Raw genomic sequence first — 20,830 nt, forward strand, 5'->3', positions numbered from 1 at the left:
CTGCTGGGCGGGCCCGCCGCGGTGCGCGCGCCGTACGTCGCCCCGGTGGTGCTGACCGGCGTGCCGGAGGACGCGCCGGCGATGACGGAGGAGACGTTCGGGCCGGTGGTGACGATCAACGCGGTGGCGGGCGTGGACGAGGCCGTGAAACGCGCCAACGCCTCCCGTTACGCCCTCGGCGCGGCGGTGTTCTGCGGGAGCGGGCGCACCGGCGCGGCGATCGCGGCGCGGCTGCGCGCGGGCGCGGTGTCGGTGAACTCGGTGCTGGGCTTCGCGGCGGTGCCCGCGCTGCCGTTCGGCGGTTCGAAGGACTCCGGGTTCGGGCGGATCCACGGCGAGGAAGGGTTGCGGGCGTTCACCTCCGTGCAGTCGGTGACGGTGCAGCGGTTCGCCCCGGCGATCGCGCTGACCTCCTTCGCGGTCCCGGCGGCCACGCGTGAGCGCGCGGTACGGCTGGCGCGTGCCCTGCACCGGCGGCGCTGAACGCCACACGGACGCCGGCCCGCCAGGACCCTCCGAGGCGGGTCAGGCCTCCAGCAGCGGGGCCAGATAGCGCCGGGCGAAGGCCCGCGCCTGCTCCGCGTCCTCCATCTCGATGCAGCTGGACGGGTTGAGCAGGAAGGACACGGCGACCCGCACCATCAGCTCGGCGACCGGACGCGGGTCCTCGCCGGGCCGTCCCTCGACCTGCTGCGCCCGGCGCAGATGGCCCGTCAGGTACTCGACGGTGGCGGACAGCGAGGAGCCGCCCTGCACGGTCAGGTACGGCAGCACCACCTCGGGTTCGAGCCGCAGCATGCCGCCGAACAGGGGGTGGGCGCGGGTGTGGCGCAGGGCGACGACGAAGCCCTCGACGACGCGCTCCTTCATGGTCGGCAGACCGGCCACCGCGGCGTCGAGCCGGGCGAAGAAGCGGCTCAGCTCGCGCAGAAGGGTCTCCTCGACCAGGCGGTCCTTGGTCTGGAAGCGCCGGTAGACGGTCACCCGGGAGACACCGGCACGCTTGGCGACGTCGTCGACGGAGGAGCGGCGCACGCCGAGGAGGGTGAACTGCTCCAGGGCCGCGTCGAGGATGCGCCGCGCCGTGTCGTCCTCGGGCTCCGGGCGGGCGAGGGCCCGGGCGAGCCACGAGTCGTTCGTGTCAGTTCTCATGGTGCTCCTCACGATACCGGCGAACGACTGCCCCAGATACGCTGAAACAACTAGCATAACTTTGTAACTACGCAACGCGCCCCACCGTACCGAACCGCCGACCGGCACCGGATCCCGGAGGACTTGATGGGCAGTCGACTCACCGAGGAACAGGCCGCGTTCGCGGCGGCCGTACGCGACTTCGCCAAGCGCGAGTGCGGTACCCGGGAGCAGCGTGACGCGCTGACGGACGGGGGCCGCGAGGCGCACCATCCGGAGCTGTACCACCGGCTCGCCGACCTGGGCTGGCTGGGGGTGTGCCTGCCCGAGGAGCACGGCGGCTCCGGCGGCGGGACATCCGACGCGTGTCTGTTCCTGGAGGAGACGTCGTACGGGATGGTGCCGTGCGGCGGCTTCATCACCACGGTGATCACGGCGAAGGCGTACGAGCGGTTCGGCTCCGAGCGGCAGCGGCGGGAGGTGCTGTCCGGCGTGGCGCGCGGGGACGTACTGGCCGTCGCGATGTCGGAGCCGGGGGCCGGCTCCGACGTGGGGGCGCTGCGCTGCCGGGCCCGGCAGGAGCGGGACGGCACCTGGGTGATCGACGGCCAGAAGACGTGGATCTCCAACGCGCACTGCGCCGAGAGCATCTTGCTGGTGGCCCGCACCGGCGAGGACAAGCACGGCGGGCTGACCATGTTCCATCTGCCCGCCGTCACCCCGGGCGTGGAGATCCGGGGCATCGAGACGATGCGCGGCCGGGAGGTCAACGACGTCTACCTCACGGACGTACAGCTGCCCGCGGACTCCGTGGTGGGTGAGGTGAACGGCGGCTGGAGGCAGCTGATGGCAGGCCTCGACCATGAGCGGCTCTTCCTCGCCGCGAACATGCTGGGCCTGGCCCGCCGCGCCTTCGACGACGCGGTCGCCTACGTCCGTGAGCGGGAGCAGTTCGGGCGGCCCGTCGGCTCGTTCCAGGCGCTGCGGCACCGGGTCGCGGACCTCGCCACGGAAATCGAGTGCACGCGGCTGCTGGTGCGCGAGGTGGCGTCGGACTGCGACGCGTACCCGGAGAAGCTGTTCCCGCGTGAGGCGTCGATGGCCAAGCTGAAGGCCACCGAGCTCGCCAAGCGGGTCACGCTGGAGGGCATGCAGATGATGGGCGGCTACGGCTACACCACGGAGTTCGACATGGAGCGCCATCTGCGGGCCGCGGTCGTCTCCACGGTGTACGGCGGGACGAGCGAGATCCAGCGGGACGTCATCGGCAAGACGTACGGGCTCTGAGCCCGGGCGCACGAGAAGGCCGCCCGTCCCCTGACCAGGGGGCGGGCGTCCCTCGTCGTGGGGGTGACGGTCAGTCGTAGAGCGCCGTCAGGGCGTCGGCGTACTTGTCGCGGATGACGCGGCGCCGCATCTTCAGCGACGGCGTCAGCTCACCGGTCGCGGGGCCCCATTCCTCTGCGAGCAGCTCGTACCGCTTGACCTGCTCGGTGCGGTTGAGGCGGGTGTTGGCGGCGGCGACCGCGCGGTCCACCTCGGCGCGGACCTCGGGGTGCCGGACGAGCGCGGCCAGGCCGCCCTCCGTGTCGACGCCGTGCTTGGCGGCCCAGGCGGGCGCGGACTCCGGGTCGAGGACCAGCAGGGCGACCAGGTAGGAGCGGTTGTCGCCGTGGACCATCGCCTGGCCGATCAGAGGGTGCTCCTTCAAGGCGTTCTCCACCAGGGCCGGCGAGACGTTCTTGCCGGTCGAGGTGATGATCATCTCCTTCTTGCGGTCGGTGAGCCACAGATAGCCGTCCTCGTCGAGACGGCCGATGTCACCGGTGGCGAGCCAGCCGTCGGCGTCTAGCGCGGACCGCACGGAGCCGTCCGGTTGAAGGTAGCCGTCGAACACGGACGTGCCGCGCACCAGGATCTCGCCGTCGTCGGCGATGCGGATCTCCACGGACTCCACGGGGCGGCCCACCGAGCCCAGCCGGAAGCCGAGCTTCGGGCTGTTGCTGGTGGCGACCCCGGTGGTCTCGGTCAGCCCCCAGGCGTCCATGATGACGATGCCGAACCCGGCCCAGAAATTCACCACGTCGACCGGCATCGGCGCGGACGCGCTGGCCGACCAGGTCACCCGGTCCAGACCGCCGGCCGCCAGCATGGGCAGCAGCACCTCCTTGCGGACCCGCTGGTAGCGCTCCTCGAGCTCGGGCGGCGGGGTCTCGCCGCGCTCGCGGTACCGGACGTGCGTGCGGCCCACCTCGAACGCCTCGTCGATGACCGCCCGTTGGTCGTCCGGCATCAGCGAGAGCACGGCCCGCACGGCGGCGGACAGCTTCTCCCAGATGCGCGGCACGCCGAAGAACTGCGCGGGACGCACCTTGCGCACCACCTCGCCGACCTTCGTCGGGTCGGCGCACAGGTAGACGTGCGAGGCACGGTGACAAGGCAGGTAGATGCCCAGCATGCGTTCGGCGATGTGCGCGAACGGCAGGTAGCAGATGTGCTCCACGTGCGGCGGGAGCTCCACCACGGCGTCCAGGGCCAGCGCGTTGGACAGCACCACCCGGTGGGTGAGGACGACGCCCTTGGGCTCACCGGTGGTGCCCGAGGTGTAGACGACGGTGAGCGGGTCCTCGGGCCGGACGGTGTCGAGTTCCTTGTCGAACTCGTCCGGCACCGGGCCGTCCTGCAGCGACGCGTACGGAACGTGCGTCGCCTCCGTTCCGGTGCCGGCCACCACCAGCCGTTCCAGCGGGGTGTCGGTGTCGGCCAGCAGCGGCTCCCACACCGGGAGGTGCTCCGCCCCGCTCACGACGGCGAGGCGGGCACGGCAGTTGCGGGCGATGTGGGTGATCTGCTCGGGGGCGGCGGTGCCGTAGACGCTGACCGGGATCGCGCCCAGGCGGACCAGCGCCAGGTCGGACAGCCAGTGCTCGGGCCGGTTGGCCATCAGCAGCAGCACATGGTCGCCGCGGCCGACGCCGAGGGCCCGGTAGCCGGCGGCGAGGGTGCGGGTGTGCTCGTGGACCTCGCCCCAGGTGAGCGTGGTCCACTCGGCGTCCGGGTCCTCCGGCTGCCAGGACAGGCCCGGCAGTTCGGGGTAGGCGTGCGCGTTGTGCGCCAGCAGCTGGGGCAGGGTGCGGTCGGCGGGGTCGGCGGGAAGGGCGCCTGCGGTGGGAGGTGGTGACGTCATCGGGGCCTCCTTGCGTCGCGGATCGGGGAGAGAACGTCCGGGGAGACCGGGGCGTGGGGGAATGCCTCTGCGGGCGTACCCGGTGCCGGAGGGGACGGGCGGCGCTCAGGCGTCGGTGAAGGTCTCGCCACGCCCGGACCTGCTCAGCAGCAGCTCGGGCGGCGTGAAGCGGTCGCCGTACCGGGCGGCGAGCGCGCGGGCGCGGGCGACGAAGCCGGGCAGGCCGCCGTCGTATCCGTTGACGTACTGCAGGACGCCGCCCGTCCACGGCGGGAAGCCGATGCCGAGCAGCGAGCCGACGTTGGCGTCGGCCACCGACTCAAGGACGCCCTCCTCCAGGCAGCGGACCGCGTCCAGCGCCTCGACGAAGAGCATCCGTTCCTTCAGCTCGGTGAGGTCGGCGGGCTGTTCGGCGGGGGAGGTGAAGTGCTCGCGCAACCCGGGCCAGAGACCGGCGCGCCTGCCCTGCTCGTCGTAGTCGTAGAAGCCCGCGCCGCCGGACCGGCCGGGGCGGCCGAATTCGTCGATCATGCGGTCGACGACCGCGTCCGCGGGATGCGGCCGCCAGGCGCCGCCGTCCGCCTCGACCGCGCGGCGGTTCTCCTCACGGATCCTGCGGGGCAGCGTGAGGGTGAGGTCGTCCATCAGGGCGAGGACCTTGGCGGGGTACCCGGCCTGGGCCGCGGCCTGCTCGACCGACGCCGGCTCGATGCCCTCGCCGACCATCGCCACGCCCTCGTCGATGAAGCGGCCGATGACGCGGGAGGTGAAGAAGCCACGGGAGTCGTTGACCACGATGGGCGTCTTCCGGAGCTGCCGGACGAGGTCGAACGCCCGGGCCAGCGCCTCCTCCCCCGTCTTCTCGCCCTTGACGATCTCGACCAGCGGCATCTTGTCGACGGGCGAGAAGAAGTGCAGGCCGACGAAGTCGCGGGGACGCTCGACTCCCTTGGCGAGCACGGTGATGGGGAGGGTGGAGGTGTTGGAGCACAGCAGGGCGTCGGGGGCGACCACGTGCTGGATCTCCTGGAACACCTGGTGTTTGAGGGCGGTGTCCTCGAAGACGGCTTCGATCACCGCGTCGCAGCCGGCCAGGTCGCCGGTGTCCGCGGCCGGGGTGATGCGGGCGAGCAGCGCGTCCGCCTCCGCCTGGGTCGTACGGCCGCGGGCGACGGCCTTGGCGCAGAGCTTCTCGGAGTAGCCCATGCCCTTGAGCGCCGATCCCAGGGTGACGTCCTTGAGGACGACGTCGATGCCCGCGCGGGCGCAGGAGTAGGCGATGCCGGCGCCCATCATGCCCGCGCCGATCACCGCGACCTTGGTGACCTCGCGGGCAGGGATGTCCTTCGGGCGCCCGGCGCCGGAGTTGACCGCCTGGAGGTCGAAGAAGAACCCCTGGATCATGTTCTTGGTGATCTGCCCGGTGACGAGCTCGGTCAGGTACCGCGCCTCGATCTCGAACGCCGTGTCCACGTCGACCTGGGCGGTCTCCACGGCCGCCGCGAGGATGTTGCGTGGGGCGGGGTACGGGGCGCCGCCGGTCTTCTTGCGCAACAGGGCGGGCAGGGCGGGGAGCTGCGCGGCGAGCTCGGGGTGCGACGGGGTGCCGCCCGGGATGCGGTGGCCGGGGACGTCCCAGAGTTGCGCGTACTCGGGGTGGGCGTCGATGAACGCCCGCGCGCGGGTGAGGAGTTCGTCCGGGCTGGAGACGACCTCGTCGACCAGACCCTCCTCCATGGCGCGGGTGGCGCCGTACCGGGTGCCCTCCAGGAGCACCTTCCGCAGCGCCTCCGTCACGCCGAACATGCGGACCGTGCGGGTGACCCCGCCGCCTCCGGGCAGCAGGCCCAGGGTGACCTCGGGGCAGCCGACCTTGGTGCCGGGGGCGTCCAGGGCGATGCGGTGGTGGCAGGCCAGGGCGATCTCGTAGCCCCCGCCCAGCGCCGCCCCGTTGATCGCGGCGACGACCGGCTTGCCCAGGGTCTCCATGACCCGCAGCGCCCGCTTGACGCGCATCCCGGCCTCGTACGAGGCGCCGGCCGTCCCGGGAGTGACGGAGATCAGGTCGTGCAGGTCGCCGCCGGCGAAGAAGCTCTTCTTGGCGGAGGCGACGATCACGCCCCGCACGCTGTCGCGCTGCTCGGCGAGCCTCGCGGTGACGGCGTCCAGCGAGTCGACGAACGCCGCGTTCATGGTGTTCACCGACTGGTCGGGGTCGTCGAGGACGAGGGTGACGACGCCGGTGTCGTCCTGCTCCCAGCGGATGGTGGTGGACTCGATGCTCATGGGGATGCGCTCCTGGTGATCCGTGTGATCCAAGTGATCCGGGGAGAGGTTCAGAGGCGTTCGACGACCGTGGCGACGCCCATGCCGCCGCCGACGCAGAGGGTCACGAGCCCGTAGCGCTTGTCCTGGCGCTCCAGTTCGTCGATCAGCGTGCCGAGGATCATCGCGCCGGTGGCGCCGAGGGGATGGCCGAGCGCGATGGCGCCACCGTTGACGTTCACCTTGTCCAGCGAGAAGCCCAGGTCCTTCACGAACCGCAGCACGACCGCGGCAAACGCCTCGTTGATCTCCACGAGGTCGATGTCGTCGACGGTCAGTCCGGCCTTGGCGAGCGCCTTGTGGGAGGCCGGCGCCGGTCCCGTCAGCATGATCGTGGGATCGGAGCCGGACACGGCGGCGGAGACGATCCGGGCGCGCGGGGTGAGCCCGTACCGCTCGCCGGCCTCCTTGGAACCGACCGCGACCAGCGCGGCGCCGTCGACGATCCCGGAGGAGTTCCCGGCGTGGTGGACGTGCTCGATGCGCTCCACCCAGTGGTACTTCTGCAGGGCCACCGCGTCGAAGCCGCCCAGTTCGCCGATGTCCGCGAAGGACGGCTTGAGCGCCGCGAGCGACTCGGCGGTGGTGCCCGGGCGCATGTGCTCGTCGTGGTCGAGGACGACGAGACCACTGCGGTCCCGCACGGGGATCACGGAGCGCTCGAAACGGCCCTCCTTCCACGCCGTGGCCGCCCGCTCCTGGGAGAGCGCCGCGTAGGAGTCCACGTCGTGGCGGGAGAAGCCCTCCATGGTCGCGATGAGGTCGGCGCCGACGCCCTGCGGGACGAAACCCGTGTCGTGGTTGGTGCGCGGGTCCGCCGCCCAGGCGCCTCCGTCGCTGCCCATCGGCACGCGGGACATGGACTCCACTCCGCCCGCCAGGACCAGGTCCTCCCAGCCGGAACGGACTTTCATCGCCGCCATGTTGACCGCTTCGAGGCCGGAGGCACAGAAGCGGTTCTCCTGCACGCCGGCCACCGTGTCCGGCAGCCCGGCGAGGACGGCGGCGGTGCGGGCGATGTCCGCGCCCTGGTCACCCAGCGGACTGACCACGCCGAGGACGATGTCGTCGACGGCGGCCGGGTCGAGTCCGGGGAAGCGGGCGCGGATCTCGTGGATCAGGCCGACGACCAGGTCGACGGGTTTGATGCCGTGCAGGGCGCCGTTCGCCTTGCCGCGCCCGCGCGGGGTGCGGATCGCGTCGTACACGTACGCTTCGGTGCTCACCTCGGTTGCCCTTCCAGGTCGGTTCACAGGGGGTGCGGAGCCGGGCCGGCGCTCAGCGCAGCAGGGAGCGGCCGATGATCTCCTTCATGATCTCGGTGGTGCCGCCGTAGATCGTCTGGATGCGGCTGTCGAGGAACGCGCGGGCGACCTTGTACTCGCTCATGTAGCCGTAGCCGCCGTGGAGTTGGAGGCACCGGTCGACGACGCGCTTGTTGAGTTCGGTGGCCCACCACTTGGCCATCGAGGAGTGCACGGCGTCGAGCCGGCCGTCGCTGTGGTCGGCGACGCAGCGGTCCACGAAGGCGCGGGTGACGGCGTTCTCGGTGGCCATCTCGGCGATCTCGAAGCGGATGTGCTGGAGCCGGGCGAGCGGCTTGCCGAACGCCTCGCGTTCCCTCACGTAGCGGGTGGTGACGTCGAGGATCTCCTCGGCCGCGGCGGCGGCGCCGACGGCGATGGCCAGCCGCTCCTGGGCGAGGTTGCCCATCAGGTAGGCGAAGGCCTGGTTCTCCTCACCCAGCAGGTTCCCCTTGGGGACGCGCACGTCGGTGAAGAACAGCTCGGCGGTGTCCTGCGCCTTCTGGCCGATCTTGTCGAGGTTGCGACCGCGCTCGAAGCCGTCCATGCCGCGCTCGACGACGAGCAGGCTCTGTCCGCCACTGCCGCCCTCGGGGGTGGTGCGGGCGACCACGACGACGAGGTCGGCGAGGACGCCGTTGGAGATGAACGTCTTGGCGCCGTTGAGCAGGTAGTGGTCGCCCCGGTCGGTGGCGGTGGTGCGGATGCCCTGGAGGTCGGACCCAGCGCCGGGTTCGGTCATGGCGATGGCGGTGACGAGGTCGCCGGAGGTGAAGCCGGGCAGCCAGCGGCGCTTCTGCTCGTCGCTCGCGAGGCGGGTGAGGTAGGGGCCGACGATGTCGTTGTGCAGGCTGATCGCGACACCGGAGGCTCCGGCGCGGGCGAACTCCTCGATGAGGACGGCGCTGTGACGGAAGTCGTCGATGCCCCCGCCGCCGTACTCCTCGTCGACAGCCATGCCCAGCAGTCCCTGGCGGCCTGCCGCGCGCCACACCTCGCGGTCCACCACCCCGTCCCTCTCCCAGCGTTCGTGGTGCGGCAGCACCTCCTTGGTGAGGAAGGCCCGCACCGTCTCGCGGAACGCCTCGTGGTCAGGTCCGTACAGGGGGCGGTCCGGGGTGCGTTGCGGCAGGGTCACAGCCAGCTCCTCACAAGCTCGATCAGTCGGGCGGGGTCGGGGCCGACGGGGGTGACGTTGAGCATGGTCACGCCCGCCTCGCGGAACACCTCGACGCGGTCGCGGACGTGACCCTCGGGGCCGGCCAGGCACAGCTGCTCCAGCAGTTCGGCCGGTACGGCGGCCTCCGCGTCCTTCTTGCGTCCGGCGAGGTAGTGCTCCTGGATCGCGGTCGCGGCGGCCTCGTAGCCGTAGGAGCTGACGAGGTCGAAGTAGAAGTTGCGGCCGGGGGCGCCCATGCCGCCGACGTAGAGGGCGACGGTGGGGCGCATCAGGTCGCGTACGGCCGCGGCGTCGCCGCCGATCGCGAGCAGTCCGCCGGCGACGACCTGGAGCGGGCCGAGCGCGGGGTCACGTTTCGCCGTGCCCTCGGCGAGGGCGAGGCCCCACACCTTCTCCGCGTGCTCGGGGGCGTAGAGGAACGGCAGCCAGCCGTCGGCGATCTCGGCGGCCGTGCGCACGCTGGCCGGGCCGAGGGCGGCGAGGTACACCGGGATGGTGTCGCGGACCGGGTGGTTGAGCAGCTTGAGGGGTTTGCCGAGGGTGCCGCCCTTCTCGGGCGGGACGGGCAGGTCGGTGATGCCGTGGTGCTCGATCACCTCGCGCCGCCAGATCCGCCGGGAGAGCTGGATCACCTCGCGGGCGCGGCCGAGCGGACGGTCGTAGAGGCGGCCGTGCCAGCCCTCGACGACCTGTGGTCCCGAGGCGCCGACGCCGAGGAGGGCGCGACCGCCGCTGATCGCGTCGAGTCCGGCGGCGGTCTGGGCGATCAGGGCGGGAGTGCGGGAGTAGACGTTGAGGATGGCGGAGCCGATGCGCATCCGCTCGGTCCGCGCGGCGAGGTAGCCCATGATCGTCGGGGAGTCGAAGCCGTAGGCCTCGGCGACCCACACGGCGTCGAGCCCGGCGGACTCCAGGGCGGCGGCACGGTCTGCGGCTGTGCGCGGGTCCTCCGCGTAGGCCAGGGGTGAGGACAGTTCCATCAGCAGTGGTCCTTCAGCAGGTCGGGCACGTCCCAGTCGCGGGCCACGTCGAGGGTGTGGGCGCCGGGGACGGCCGGCGGACGCCGGAGCGTGCCGGGCGTGCCGGAGAAGCGGGGTGCGGGGGCGGGCTGGGTGACGCCGTGTGCCTCGGTGTATGTGCCGCGCGCGGTGAGGTGCTTGTGCTCCGCCGCCTCGGTCAGGGTCAGCACGGGGGCGACACAGGCGTCGGTGCCTTCGAAGACGGCCGTCCAGCGGGCACGGGTCGCGGTTGTGAAGCGGGCGGTGAACATGGCGCGCAGGGCGGGCCAGTTGCGCGGGTCGGTGCGGTCGGGAAGCTGGTCGGCGTCCAGGCCGAGCAGGGAGACGAACACGGCGTAGAAGTGGGGTTCGAGGGCGCCGACCGCCATCCAGCCGCCGTCGGAGGTCCCGTAGACGGCGTAGTAGGGGCAGCCGCCGTCGAGCAGGTTGCGGCCGCGTGCGTCGCGCCAGGTGCCCTCGGCGAGCATGCCCCAGAACAGGCTGGTCAGGTGGGCGGTGCCGTCGACGATGGCGGCGTCCACCACCTGGCCGTGGCCGGTGGTGCGGGCGGTGAGCAGCGCGGCGAGGACGCCGGTGGTGAGGTAGAGGGAGCCGCCCGCGTAGTCGCCGAGCAGGTTGGCGGGGAAGACGGGCGGGCCGTCGGCCGGCCCCATCATGGACAGGGCGCCGGCGGTGGCGATGTAGCCGATGTCGTGGCCGGCCAGCGGGGCGAGCGGGCCGTCCTGTCCCCAGCCGGTCATCCGGCCGTACACCAGCGCGGGGTTGGCGGCCATGCAGTCCTCGGGGCCGACGCCGAGCCGCTCCGCGACGCCCGGCCGGTACCCCTCCAGCAGGATGTCCGCGCGCGCCGCCAACGCCCGCACGGTCGCGGGCCCTTGGGACGTCTTGAGGTCGACGACGACGGACCGCTTGTTGCGGTTGGTCAGGTCGCGGGCGGGGTCGCCGCCGAGCGGGGCGCGGCCGGGGCGGTCCACCCGCACCACGTCGGCGCCCAGGTCGGCGAGCAGCATCGCGGCGAACGGTCCCGGCCCGATGCCGGCCAGTTCGACCACGCGCACACCGTCCAGCGGGCCCGCGACCGTGCGGCGGGGACGGTGGGTGACAGTGGGGCTCATGGGTTCCTCTCTCGGTGCGCGGCGGAACCGCCACGGCGACCGGGGACTTACTGAGCGTTCGCTCAACGTAGGAGTGGTACGCGGGACGGTCAACTCCTCGTGCAGGACTTGTTTTTCCGGATGCGGAGGGGGACAGTGGCTGCGAGTCGGCCGTCGCGTACCGCGATCTCCTGAACGATCGCTAAGTGAGAAGGAGGGACGGGCCGGACGCACCGCCCTACGATGACGCCGACCGCCGCAGCCCCGGAGGAGAGCCGTTGAACACCGTGCCCAGCCAGGAGACCACCCCGTCGGCGGGACACTGGCGCTCCTACGCCCCGCTCGACCTGCACCCGATCCTGATGCACGCCATGCGGGCCTTCAACGAGCAGGGCTATCACGGCACTTCGGTCCGGGACATCGCCGGCCGGGTCGGGGTCACCGTGCCCGCGCTGTACTACCACTACGAGAACAAGCAGGCGCTGCTGGCGACGCTTTTGGAGACGTCCATCAAGGACGTCCTGGACCGCTGCCGCGCCGCGGCCCGGGAGGCCGGGGACGATCCGCTGGCCCGCTTCTGCGGCATGGTCGAGTCGATCGTCCTGTACATGGCCCACCGTCGCCAACTGGCTTTTCTGGACACGGAGATACGCAGCCTGGAGCCGCAGAACCGGGCCCGTTACGTCGCCCTGCGCGACTATCTGGAGCACATGCTGCTCGACACGGTCGAGGAGGGCCGCGCCCAGGGCGTGTTCACCACGCCCATCCCGGCCGACGCGGTGCGCTCGGTCCTCGTGATGTGCCAAGGCGTCGCCAACTGGTTCCGCGAGGACGGCCCGCTCACCGCCGAGGAGGTCGCGGAACGGCATGTGCTGCTGAGTCTGGGCACGGTGGGCCACCCGGCCGCGGTCGCCGGCGACGTCGTCCTGCCGTTCCCGCGGCGGACCCCGGCGGGGCGGGGAGCGGCGTCCCGCGCGTCGTCGGGCTGAGGCACTCCGGGTCCTGACCGCGCCGGCCCTGAAGGCGACGGCCGCGTGGCCGCACCGAGCGACGAGAGGACACCTGAGATGGACGTGCACGAGGCTCGATCCCTGTTCCGTGAGCTCGCGGGGCGGGACGGCCGGGTCGATCCCGGCGAGCTGGACGCGATCTGGGACGTGCTGCCGACGGTCCGCCCCGAGGAGATCCTCGGGGTGTGGAAGGGCGGCGAGTTCGACACCGGCCACCCGCTCAACGGCATGCTGGAGAAGGCCGGCTGGTACGGCAAGACGTTCCACTCGCTGCACGACGCCAAGCCGTTGATGTGCCGGAACGAAGCGGGCGAGCTGTATTCGAACTCCGAGCTGGGGCAGGGCGAGGCGAGCCTGTGGACGGTGGAGTTCCGGGGCGAGTCCACGGCGACGATGGTGTACGACGGGCGGCCGGTGTTCGACCACTTCAAGTGGGTGGACGACAGGACGCTGCTGGGGATCATGAACGGGAAGGGTGTGCCGGCCGAGGGGCCGTACTACTACTTCTACCTGGAGCGCGTTCCCGGCTCCGGAGCCGGTCGCACGGGAGACGGCGCGTGAGACGGATCCGCGCGGCGGTCGCCGACGCGCCGGGCGCGCCGTTCACCGTGCGGGACCTCGACCTCGGCGCGCCACGGCCGGACGAGGTGCTGGTGCGGATGACCGCGGCCGGCGTCTGCCACACCGATCTGGGCATGCGGGACACCTGGCCGGAGCGGCTCACCCCGATGGTCTTCGGTCACGAGGGCGCGGGACGGGTCGAGGCGGTCGGCACGCAGGTGAGGGGCGTGGCGCCCGGCGACCGGGTCTGCCTCACCTTCGCGAGCTGCGGCGCGTGCGAGCAGTGCGCGACGGGCCATCCCGCGTACTGTCTGCACGCGCGGACTCTGAACTTCTCCGGCGGGCGCGCCGACGGCACCACTCCCCTCGCCCGCGACGGCTCTCCCGTGCACGGCGGCTTCTTCGGCCAGTCCAGCTTCGCCACGTACGCGGTGGTGCGGGAGCGGGGTGTGGTCCCGGTGCCGGCGGACCTGCCCGACGAGGTCGCCGCGCCGCTCGGGTGCAGCGGGCAGACAGGCGCGGGCACGGTGCTCAACCGGCTGCGGCCCGAACCCGGCGCGTCCCTGGTCGTGACGGGGGCGGGCGGTGTCGGGCTGAGCGCGGTGATGGCGGCGGTGGCGGTGGGCTGTGACCCGGTGGTGGCGGTCGACCCCGTCGCCGCGCGCCGGGCCCTGGCGGTCGAGCTGGGCGCGAAGGCGGCGCTCCCTCCCGGGGACGGTCTGGTGGAGACGCTGCGGGACCTCACGGGCGGCGGCGCGCACCATGTGGTGGAGACGACGGGACGCCCGGAGGTGGCCCGTCAGGCCGTCGCCGCGCTGCGCCCCCGCGGCGAGCTGGCGCTGGTCGGCCTGGGCGGCGAGGTGACGTTCGACGTGATGCCGCTCCTGGCGAAGGGGGTGCGGGTGCACGGGGTGATCGAGGGCGACTCCCGTCCCTCCCGCTTCCTGCCGGACCTGATCGGCCTGTGGCGCCGGGGGCTGTTCCCGCTGGAGACGCTGGTGACGACGTTCCCGTTCGAGGACATCGGGGCGGCGGTGGAGGCGATGGAGGAGGGCGGGGTGGTGAAGCCGGTGCTCGTGTTCGACTGAGGGGCGCCGGCACCCACGGGAGGACGTCCGGTCCCCCGTCGGTGCGGGAAACGGAGGGCACCCGGCCGCCTCACCCCGTGTGATTGACTGAACGCCATGGCTCCCGCCTCCTCGTCCGCCCGCTCGACCGCGCCCGCCGAGCCCGCTCCGGGCACGCGGCCTCGTAACCGCAGACAGCTGATCGTCGAGGCGGCCGGGCGGGTCTTCAGCGAGCGCGGCTACCACACGGCCTCCATGGAGGAGGTCGCCGCGCAGGTGGGCATCTCGGCGGCGGCGCTGTACCGGCACTTCCCCAACAAGTACGCCCTGTTCGCGGAGTGCGCGGACGTCATGGTGGACGGGCTGGTCGAGGCGCTCGACGAGGTGCCGCCCGGGGCGAGCCTCACGGACGTGCTGACGGCGCTCACCCGGATCACGGTGGCGCACCGCGCGTCGGGCGGTGTGTACCGCTGGGAGGCGCGCTACCTCAACCGGGAGGACCGCCGGCGGCTGCGGGTGAAGTTCGGGCGTCTGGTCGAGCGGGTCGAGGAGGCGGTGCGGCGCGAGCACCCGCTGCCGGACGAGCGGCTGCGGGCGGTGGCGGCGCTCGGCGCGATCGGGTCGGTCACGATGCACCACACCTCCATCGCCCAACGGCGTGCGGAGGACCTGCTCTTGACGGCCGCGCTCGGGGCGGCGGCGAGCGACTCCGCGGAGGTGCCGGCCGGGGCACACCCGGTGGAGCTGCCCGCCCGGCCCGTCCCGCGCACCCGGCGTGCGGAGATCCTCGCCGCGTCCGTGCCGCTGTTCGCGCGCAACGGCTTCGCCAGCGTCACCAACGGGCAGATCGCGCGGGCGGTGGGTCTGACCCCGTCTGCGTTGTACCGTCACTACCCCGGGAAGATCGACATTCTGGCGGCGGCCTGCCTCCAGGCGGCGGCGCTGCTGTCGCAGGGGGTGGAGCGGAGCCTGCAGGGGGTGGCCGACCCGCGCGAGGCGCTGGTCGCGCTGGCCTCGACGTACGTGGCGTACAGCTTCGAGCACACCGAGCTGAACAGCGTGGCTGAGGCCGAACTCGGCGGACTGCCCGATGCGTTGAGACGGCCGGTGGTGCAGGCTCAGCGGGAGCACATCGCCGTGTGGGAGCAGCAGCTGCGGCAGGTCCGTCCGGGGCTGGACCCCCGGCAGACCCGGGTGCTGGTGCACGCGGGTTTCGGCGTGGTGGTCGAGGCGGGGCGGACCCTGCGCTGGCAGGACACCCCGGAGCACCGCGAGGCGGTCACGGCGCTGGTCCTGGGCGCCCTGGGCGTGTGACCCCGCCCCCTCTCGACGCGGTTGACGTGGAGCGGGGTCGTGCCGGTGTTCTGCCGGTTCTGTCGGCTCAGCCCGCCCGGTTTCCGGTGGGGATGGTGATGGGCGTGGTCCTGCCGGACTCCCCCTTGTTGAGGAACAGCATGGCCAGGGCCCGGACGAACTGGTCGAACATGTAGAACGTGCCGGGCATCACGGGCGACAGACCCTCACGGAAGAGGATGAACGCCGGCCAGGCCGTGCGCACCAGGGCGGCGGCCGCGTAGTCGCGGCGCAGGCCGAGCCAGTCGCCGACCTGGTCGCTGAGGACGTAGCGCACGAACTCGTTGAGGAAGCCGCGGGTGACGCCGAGATCGATCTGGGCGGTCAGTCCGAGGAGGTCCTCCGCGAGCTTGATGCCCTCGGTCGACGGGGTGAGGATCGGCGTGAGGACCCGCTGCGACTGCGCGATCGCCTCGGCCCAGGTCTTCGGAATGTGCTCGTGGGGGACGCCGAGCAGGTGGATGGCGACCTGCCACATGTGCAGGAAGGCCTCCTGGTCGGCGGCCGGGTAGGGGATCCTCCACTCGATCAGCTTCTGGTGCACGTAGGTGCCGAGGCTGTGGAAGGTGACGAGGATGTCCGCGGCGCTGATCGGGACGGACTCGTCGGCGACGGCCTTCCAGTGCGGCGACTGCGGCAGCAGGTGCCGTACGGCGGCGTGCACCACGCGGGTCTTGTTCGCGGTGACGACGAACTGCCCGGTCGGCTTGAAGGCGCCGAGCTCGGAGAGGTCGTAGCCGAAGGTGAACGTCTTGGCCGCGCGGTCCTGCATGTCGGCGCCGCCCGCCGACCAGTAGACGCTCTTGGCCTCGCGTGGGATGACGGTGCTCATGATGCCGCTGCCGAGGCCGTACAGCATGAACAGGTACGTGTCACGGCGCCGGTTGAAGTCGGCGGCGCGGTCGAGTTTGGCCTGGTCGGCCCAGGAGGGCAGCCGGTTGGCCTGCGCCAGGTAGGCGGCGAAGTCGGAGGGGAGGCCGCCGGGGATCGGGTCGTTGTTGTTCACCCAGGACTCCCATGCCCGGTTGATCGCCGGGACGTGGCCGCCCTCGATCATCCGGACCATCAGCGGGTCCGCCGCGTCGTCCCAGATCCACTCCGGTCCGGGCCCTGCGGCGGCCCCGGCGGCGGTTCCGGCTGCTCCGGCGGCCGAGCCGGCCGACGCCCAGGCGGGCACGGGCGCGGCGGCGCCGACGAGGCCCAGCGCGACGCCGAGGGTCAACGCCCTTCTCCTGCTGAGGTTCTCCATTGACTTACCTGCTTCCCTGAGATGAGGGACGGTTCGGGATGCCCTTGCAGACTTGCCAGTTGCGCGACAGATGCAGTGTCGAACCTCGTCGCACGGATGTGATTCCTGATTAACATAGCGAGGGTCGGCGGGGGTGGGCAATGGGCATGACGGAGGTGCCTGGCCGGGGCGAGGCGGGCGACCGGAGGGTCAGGCGCGGGCGGCGCGGCGGGCGGCGTGGGCGGAGGGCAGGTAGCGGAGCCGTTCCGGCAGGCGCGGTACCACGGTGCGGACGACACGGCCGAGCAGTCGCAGCCGCCGCTCGTCACGCGGCGTCCAGGGAACGTCCAGCCGTTCACGCGCGACGGGAGGCAACAGCCCCTTCGTGACGAAGACCTGGAGCCGCAGCAGGGCGGGCCGCAGCACGGGCCAGAGCAGCCGCAGCACCGCCGCCGCCCCGTCCGGGGGCGGCACGGACCGGCGCGGGTCGAGCAACTCCTCCACGATGACGGTCCGTTCGAGCTCGTCGTGGACGACCGTGTCGAAGTAGGTCCAGAACTCCTCGACGGAGCCCGGCATGTCGCGCTCCCGGATGCCGAGGATGCGCCCGAGCCTGCGCGCCTCCGCGTGCAGCCGCCGCTCCCCCGCCTCGTCGAACGGGTGGAAGAGGTACTCGGCGGCGCGCAGGAAGACAGGGAAGCCGGTGGCGTGCACCCAGGCGTAGGGGGCGGGGTTCAGCGCGTGGTACGCGCGCCCCCGGGTGTCGGTCCCCTTGATGTCCCGGTGCAGCCGGCGCAACCGGCGCCCCTCCTCGACGGCGCCATCGCCGCCGTATACCCACAGCTGCAGCGAGTCCAGCGAGCGGCGGGCGCGGCCCCAGGGGTCGGTGCGGAAGACGCTGTGCTCGTCGACCCCGGCGCCGACGGCCGGGTGCGCGACCTGGAGGACGAGGGCGGCGGGGAGGTAGAGCAGGACGCGGATGTCGCCGGCCATGTCCCAGAGGAGGGTGTCGGGGGTGAAGGGCACGGGGTCGGTGCGCTCGGCAGGGAACGTGCGGTCGCCGCCCGCCACCGGTCCCGGTATCGCCTCGCCGGCGGAGTGCGCCGCCCGTCCCGTGTCCATACCTCCAGCCTCCCACGCCCCTCCCGTAGCGGTACGGGCGCGTCCGCAGCGGCGTCAGGGCAGGTCGGGACCTACCAGCGCCTTCGCGATCGGCTCTCCCGTACGCCGGGCGTACGCCATCCGCTCGCGCACCTCGCGGAGCGTGCGCGGACGGTACCCCGGCCCGCAGCAGCAGCTCTTGTGGAAGCGGACACCGGCGTGCAACAGCACGGACAACACCCTCCAGCCCTCGGTGTCCCTGCGCGGCGGCGGGGCGAAGGCGGAGCCGACGTGGATCAGCGTGCCGGTACAGCGCGGGCAGACCCGCCGCTCGGTCTCGCCGTCCCGCGTCCGCGCCGGATGCGGCTGCTTGTAGGAGGCCCGGCACGGCAGGCAGACGAAGGAGGTCTTGGCGGGAGGCATGGGGGTCAAGATAAGGGAAGACAGCGCCTCCCCTCCACGCCTTTGGATGCCCGCCGTGACGAGCGCTCTGCGACGTTCACGCGGGTCACGGTCGTGTTTCCGCCACCACGGTTGATCAGAAGCCATTCGATCCCGTGCATCCTGGCTCTTCCCGCTGCACACAGCGGCCGAGCCTGCTGTAATCGGCGCGAACGACCGCCGATCAAGGGGGGCCACCATGCAGGCCAAGGAGACGTTGTTCGCCGATCTGATGCAGGGCCGAACTCAGCAGTTCCAGGTGCCGCTGTACCAGCGGACGTATTCCTGGACCGAGAAACAACTCAAGCAGCTGTGGAACGACATCGCGGAACAGGCCGGGTTAGTGGAGTCGGCGGAGGACAAGGGCAGCACGCACTTCCTGGGCTCGGTGGTACTCGCCCCCTCACCCCAGAACGACGCGACCTTCCCGCGCTGGCTCGTCGTCGACGGCCAGCAGCGGCTGACCACGCTGTCCCTGGCCCTGGCCGCGATTCGCGACCACGTCGCAGAAGCCGCACCGAGCGAGGCGGACCGTATCAACGAGCAATATCTGATCAACAAATGGAAGACCGGTGACGACCGTCTCCGTCTGTTGCCCACCCAGGCGGACCGGGCACAGTTCACCGCGCACATCCACGGCACCGTCACCGGCCAGGGGGCCGGCAGCGGAGTCGCCACCGCCTACGCCTTCTTCCGGAAGAAGCTGGTCGAGGCGGAGGCCCCGGCCGCACCACAGGACGTGTTCCGGATCGAGCAGGCGATCACGTCACGGCTGGCCCTGGTGGCGGTGACCGCCGAACGCCGCGACAACGTGCACCGCATCTTCGAGTCGCTCAACAACACCGGTCTCAAGCTGAGTCAGGCCGACCTGCTCCGCAACTACCTCTTCATGAAACTCGAAGCGCGCGGCGAGCACATCTACACGACCTACTGGCTGCCCCTGCAGAACAGCCTGAGCAATGACGAGCTCGAACAGCTCATGTGGCTGCAGCTCGTACTCGACGGGGACGACCGGGTTCGCCGCCAGGACCTGTACGCCGCCCAGCAGAGGCGCTTCGAGGAAAAGAAGGCCGGCGACGAGGAGATAGAGGCCTACATCAGGAAGCTGCACCGCCGCAGCGCGCACTTCCGCCGGCTGCTGCACCCCGAGGAGGAGCCCGACCCGTCGGTCCGGGAGGCGCTGCGTCGCCTGGACGCATGGCAGGCCTCGGCCACCTACCCCGCGCTGATGCTGCTGTTCGACCGGCGTGAGCGGGGGGAGCTGGACTCCGCCGGCATGGTCCGCGCCCTGGCGTACATCGAAAGCTTCCTCGTCCGCCGGATGATCTGCCGGGTCCCGACGAACAACCTCAACCGCATCTTCCAGGCCGTTCCCGGGCAGCTTCCGGGCGATGTGCCGGTCGCCGAAGGGCTGCACCGGCTCCTCTCCTCCGAGAATCGCTTCTGGCCCGACGACGCGGAACTGCGCCAAAAGATCAGGACCGCGCCGTTCTACCAGTACGGCCGGTGGCAGCAGCGCAAGCTGGTGCTGCAACGGCTGGAGGAGAGCTACGGGCATCCCGAACCGGTCGACTTCGCCGCCGCGCAGCTCACCGTCGAGCACGTCATGCCGCAGTCTCCCGGCGACGAGTGGCTGCGCGCGCTGAGCGAGGAGGCCGACGATGCGGAGACCCCTGAGGAACTGCACGCCCGGTTCCAGCACACCCTCGGCAACCTGACCCTGACCGCCGTCAATGCCGAGCTGTCCAACCACCCCTTCGAGCGCAAGCAGACCCTGCTGCGGGGCAGCCACCTGGAGATGAACCGCCGCATCGCCGCCACCGAGCGCTGGGGCGTGCGCGAGATCCTCACCCGCGCCGACGAACTCGCCAACCGCGCCATCACGCTGTGGCCCGCGCCGTTGCGCGGAGTGGGCAGGGCGGAGCGCAACCGTGACTGGCAGCTGGCCCACGAGGTCCTCGCCGCACTCCCCCACGGCACGTGGACCTCGTACGGCGATCTCGCCGCTTTCCTCGGCTCCGGGGCCCAGGCCGTGGGCAACCATCTGGCCAACACGCCTGGGGTGATCAATGCGTACCGCGTCCTGACCTCCGAAGGCAGGGTCTCCGACGGCTTCCGGTGGGCGACGCCCCAGGACGAGGGGCACGCCGACGTCCGGGCCCGGCTGACCGCCGACGGCATCCGCTTCACGGCGTCGGGCGCGGCCGACCCGGTTCAGCGGCTCACCGCCGACGAGCTCGCCTCCCTGCTCGCCGGCACGGACGACGACCGTGCGGACGGCGAGGACACCGCCCAGCACGAGACCGCGGCCGCACCGGAAGCGGAGACCCGTGCCGAACGATTCTTCCGCCAGCTCGCTGCGGATGACTCCGCCGAGACCGTTGAAGCGGTCCGTGCCGTCTTCACCCACTGGGAGTCGTTGGGCGGCTGGATCGGCCACGGCGCCGGTCACGTCACCACCAGCGCGTATCTCATGCTCGGGGAGGCGGGGGCTCCCGGTCGGGGCATCTGGCCCATGACCTTGTATCCGGGGGCCGGCCGAGGGGGTACCGCGGAGGTGGTGTTCCAGTACATGGCTGCCCGGGAGCCGTTCACCGACCGTGCGCTGCGCGCCGAGTTCCTCACACGTCTCAACGCCCTGGACGGTGTCGACATCCCGGACGGCAAGCTGGAGCTGCGTCCCAACATCCGCCTCTCCCTCTTCGAGAAGGACAGCAACCGAACGCTGCTGCTCGAAGCGCTGACATGGTTCCGGGACCGCTGGGACAGCAGGAACTCATCATGAGCACCGCCCGCCGGGTGCTCCTGGCACCCGGCGGGCGGTGCTCA

Annotated in this window: 17 protein-coding genes; 7 read left to right on the forward strand and 10 right to left on the reverse strand. The window is 71.8% G+C overall.

Features of this window, described 5'->3' with window-relative positions; translation table 11 throughout:
- On the forward strand, positions 1-483 hold a 483-nt coding region (locus CCN29_RS19725; RefSeq protein WP_143661345.1), incomplete at its 5' end, for an aldehyde dehydrogenase family protein.
- A 42-nt stretch (positions 484-525) separates the two neighbouring features.
- On the opposite strand, the gene CCN29_RS19730 is transcribed toward CCN29_RS19725, so the two are convergent.
- Positions 526-1,152 carry a TetR/AcrR family transcriptional regulator gene (locus CCN29_RS19730; RefSeq protein ID WP_006131965.1) on the reverse strand — a complete coding sequence of 209 codons (627 nt, stop codon included), beginning with the start codon at positions 1,150-1,152 and terminating at the stop codon, positions 526-528.
- 126 nt (positions 1,153-1,278) lie between these two features.
- Here CCN29_RS19730 and CCN29_RS19735 point away from each other — a divergent pair, with 126 nt between their 5' ends.
- Complete coding sequence (locus CCN29_RS19735) at positions 1,279-2,418, forward strand: acyl-CoA dehydrogenase family protein (RefSeq protein WP_006131966.1); 1,140 nt, start codon at positions 1,279-1,281, stop codon at positions 2,416-2,418.
- A gap of 70 nt (positions 2,419-2,488) precedes the next feature.
- On the opposite strand, the gene CCN29_RS19740 is transcribed toward CCN29_RS19735, so the two are convergent.
- The 6 genes from CCN29_RS19740 to CCN29_RS19765 form a co-directional block, all read right to left on the reverse strand.
- On the reverse strand, positions 2,489-4,318 hold the full coding sequence (locus tag CCN29_RS19740; RefSeq protein ID WP_086683444.1) for an AMP-dependent synthetase/ligase: 1,830 nt from the start codon (positions 4,316-4,318) through the stop codon (positions 2,489-2,491).
- A gap of 105 nt (positions 4,319-4,423) precedes the next feature.
- Positions 4,424-6,604, reverse strand: a complete 2,181-nt coding sequence (locus CCN29_RS19745; protein ID WP_006131968.1) for a 3-hydroxyacyl-CoA dehydrogenase NAD-binding domain-containing protein — start codon at positions 6,602-6,604, stop codon at positions 4,424-4,426.
- Between the two features lie 50 nt (positions 6,605-6,654).
- Positions 6,655-7,869, reverse strand: a complete 1,215-nt coding sequence (locus tag CCN29_RS19750; protein WP_086683447.1) for an acetyl-CoA C-acetyltransferase — start codon at positions 7,867-7,869, stop codon at positions 6,655-6,657.
- Between the two features lie 52 nt (positions 7,870-7,921).
- The gene (locus tag CCN29_RS19755) at positions 7,922-9,085 is read right to left on the reverse strand and encodes an acyl-CoA dehydrogenase family protein (RefSeq protein ID WP_442538416.1); all 1,164 of its coding nucleotides are present in this window, start codon (positions 9,083-9,085) and stop codon (positions 7,922-7,924) included.
- The gene (locus CCN29_RS19760) at positions 9,082-10,107 is read right to left on the reverse strand and encodes an LLM class F420-dependent oxidoreductase (protein WP_006131971.1); all 1,026 of its coding nucleotides are present in this window, start codon (positions 10,105-10,107) and stop codon (positions 9,082-9,084) included. Before CCN29_RS19760 ends, CCN29_RS19755 begins: the two co-directional genes overlap by 4 nt.
- Entirely contained in the window at positions 10,107-11,261 is a 1,155-nt protein-coding gene (locus CCN29_RS19765; RefSeq protein ID WP_006131972.1) for a CaiB/BaiF CoA transferase family protein, read from the reverse strand. The genes CCN29_RS19760 and CCN29_RS19765 overlap by 1 nt, the downstream gene beginning before the upstream one ends.
- 257 nt (positions 11,262-11,518) lie before the next feature.
- Between CCN29_RS19765 and CCN29_RS19770 the strand changes: the two genes are divergently transcribed.
- The 4 genes from CCN29_RS19770 (at position 11,519) to CCN29_RS19785 (ending at position 15,192) form a co-directional block, all read left to right on the forward strand.
- Positions 11,519-12,229 (forward strand): TetR/AcrR family transcriptional regulator, encoded by a 711-nt coding sequence (locus CCN29_RS19770; RefSeq protein ID WP_006131973.1) that lies wholly within the window; start codon positions 11,519-11,521, stop codon positions 12,227-12,229.
- Between the two features lie 78 nt (positions 12,230-12,307).
- Positions 12,308-12,811, forward strand: coding sequence for a DUF4334 domain-containing protein (locus CCN29_RS19775; RefSeq protein WP_006131974.1), 504 nt, complete (start codon positions 12,308-12,310; stop codon positions 12,809-12,811).
- Positions 12,808-13,899, forward strand: a complete 1,092-nt coding sequence (locus CCN29_RS19780) for an NAD(P)-dependent alcohol dehydrogenase (RefSeq protein ID WP_086683450.1) — start codon at positions 12,808-12,810, stop codon at positions 13,897-13,899. The genes CCN29_RS19775 and CCN29_RS19780 overlap by 4 nt, the downstream gene beginning before the upstream one ends.
- Before the next feature lie 96 nt (positions 13,900-13,995).
- On the forward strand, positions 13,996-15,192 hold the full coding sequence (locus CCN29_RS19785; RefSeq protein ID WP_006131976.1) for a TetR/AcrR family transcriptional regulator: 1,197 nt from the start codon (positions 13,996-13,998) through the stop codon (positions 15,190-15,192).
- Between the two features lie 67 nt (positions 15,193-15,259).
- On the opposite strand, the gene CCN29_RS19790 is transcribed toward CCN29_RS19785, so the two are convergent.
- The 3 genes from CCN29_RS19790 to CCN29_RS19800 form a co-directional block, all read right to left on the reverse strand.
- Positions 15,260-16,480: an oxygenase MpaB family protein gene (locus CCN29_RS19790; RefSeq protein ID WP_086683453.1), complete on the reverse strand. Its 1,221-nt coding sequence runs from the start codon at positions 16,478-16,480 to the stop codon at positions 15,260-15,262.
- 189 nt (positions 16,481-16,669) lie between these two features.
- A complete protein-coding gene (locus CCN29_RS19795; protein WP_442538417.1) occupies positions 16,670-17,581 on the reverse strand; it encodes an oxygenase MpaB family protein in 912 nt (303 codons plus the stop codon).
- Between the two features lie 54 nt (positions 17,582-17,635).
- The gene (locus tag CCN29_RS19800) at positions 17,636-17,983 is read right to left on the reverse strand and encodes a hypothetical protein (RefSeq protein ID WP_039987105.1); all 348 of its coding nucleotides are present in this window, start codon (positions 17,981-17,983) and stop codon (positions 17,636-17,638) included.
- A gap of 217 nt (positions 17,984-18,200) precedes the next feature.
- Between CCN29_RS19800 and CCN29_RS19805 the strand changes: the two genes are divergently transcribed.
- On the forward strand, positions 18,201-20,786 hold the full coding sequence (locus CCN29_RS19805; protein WP_086683455.1) for a GmrSD restriction endonuclease domain-containing protein: 2,586 nt from the start codon (positions 18,201-18,203) through the stop codon (positions 20,784-20,786).
- Positions 20,787-20,830: the final 44 nt, after the last annotated feature.

Source organism: Streptomyces pseudogriseolus, from assembly GCA_002154585.1.
In the GTDB taxonomy this organism is placed as follows: Bacteria; Actinomycetota; Actinomycetes; order Streptomycetales; family Streptomycetaceae; genus Streptomyces; species Streptomyces pseudogriseolus.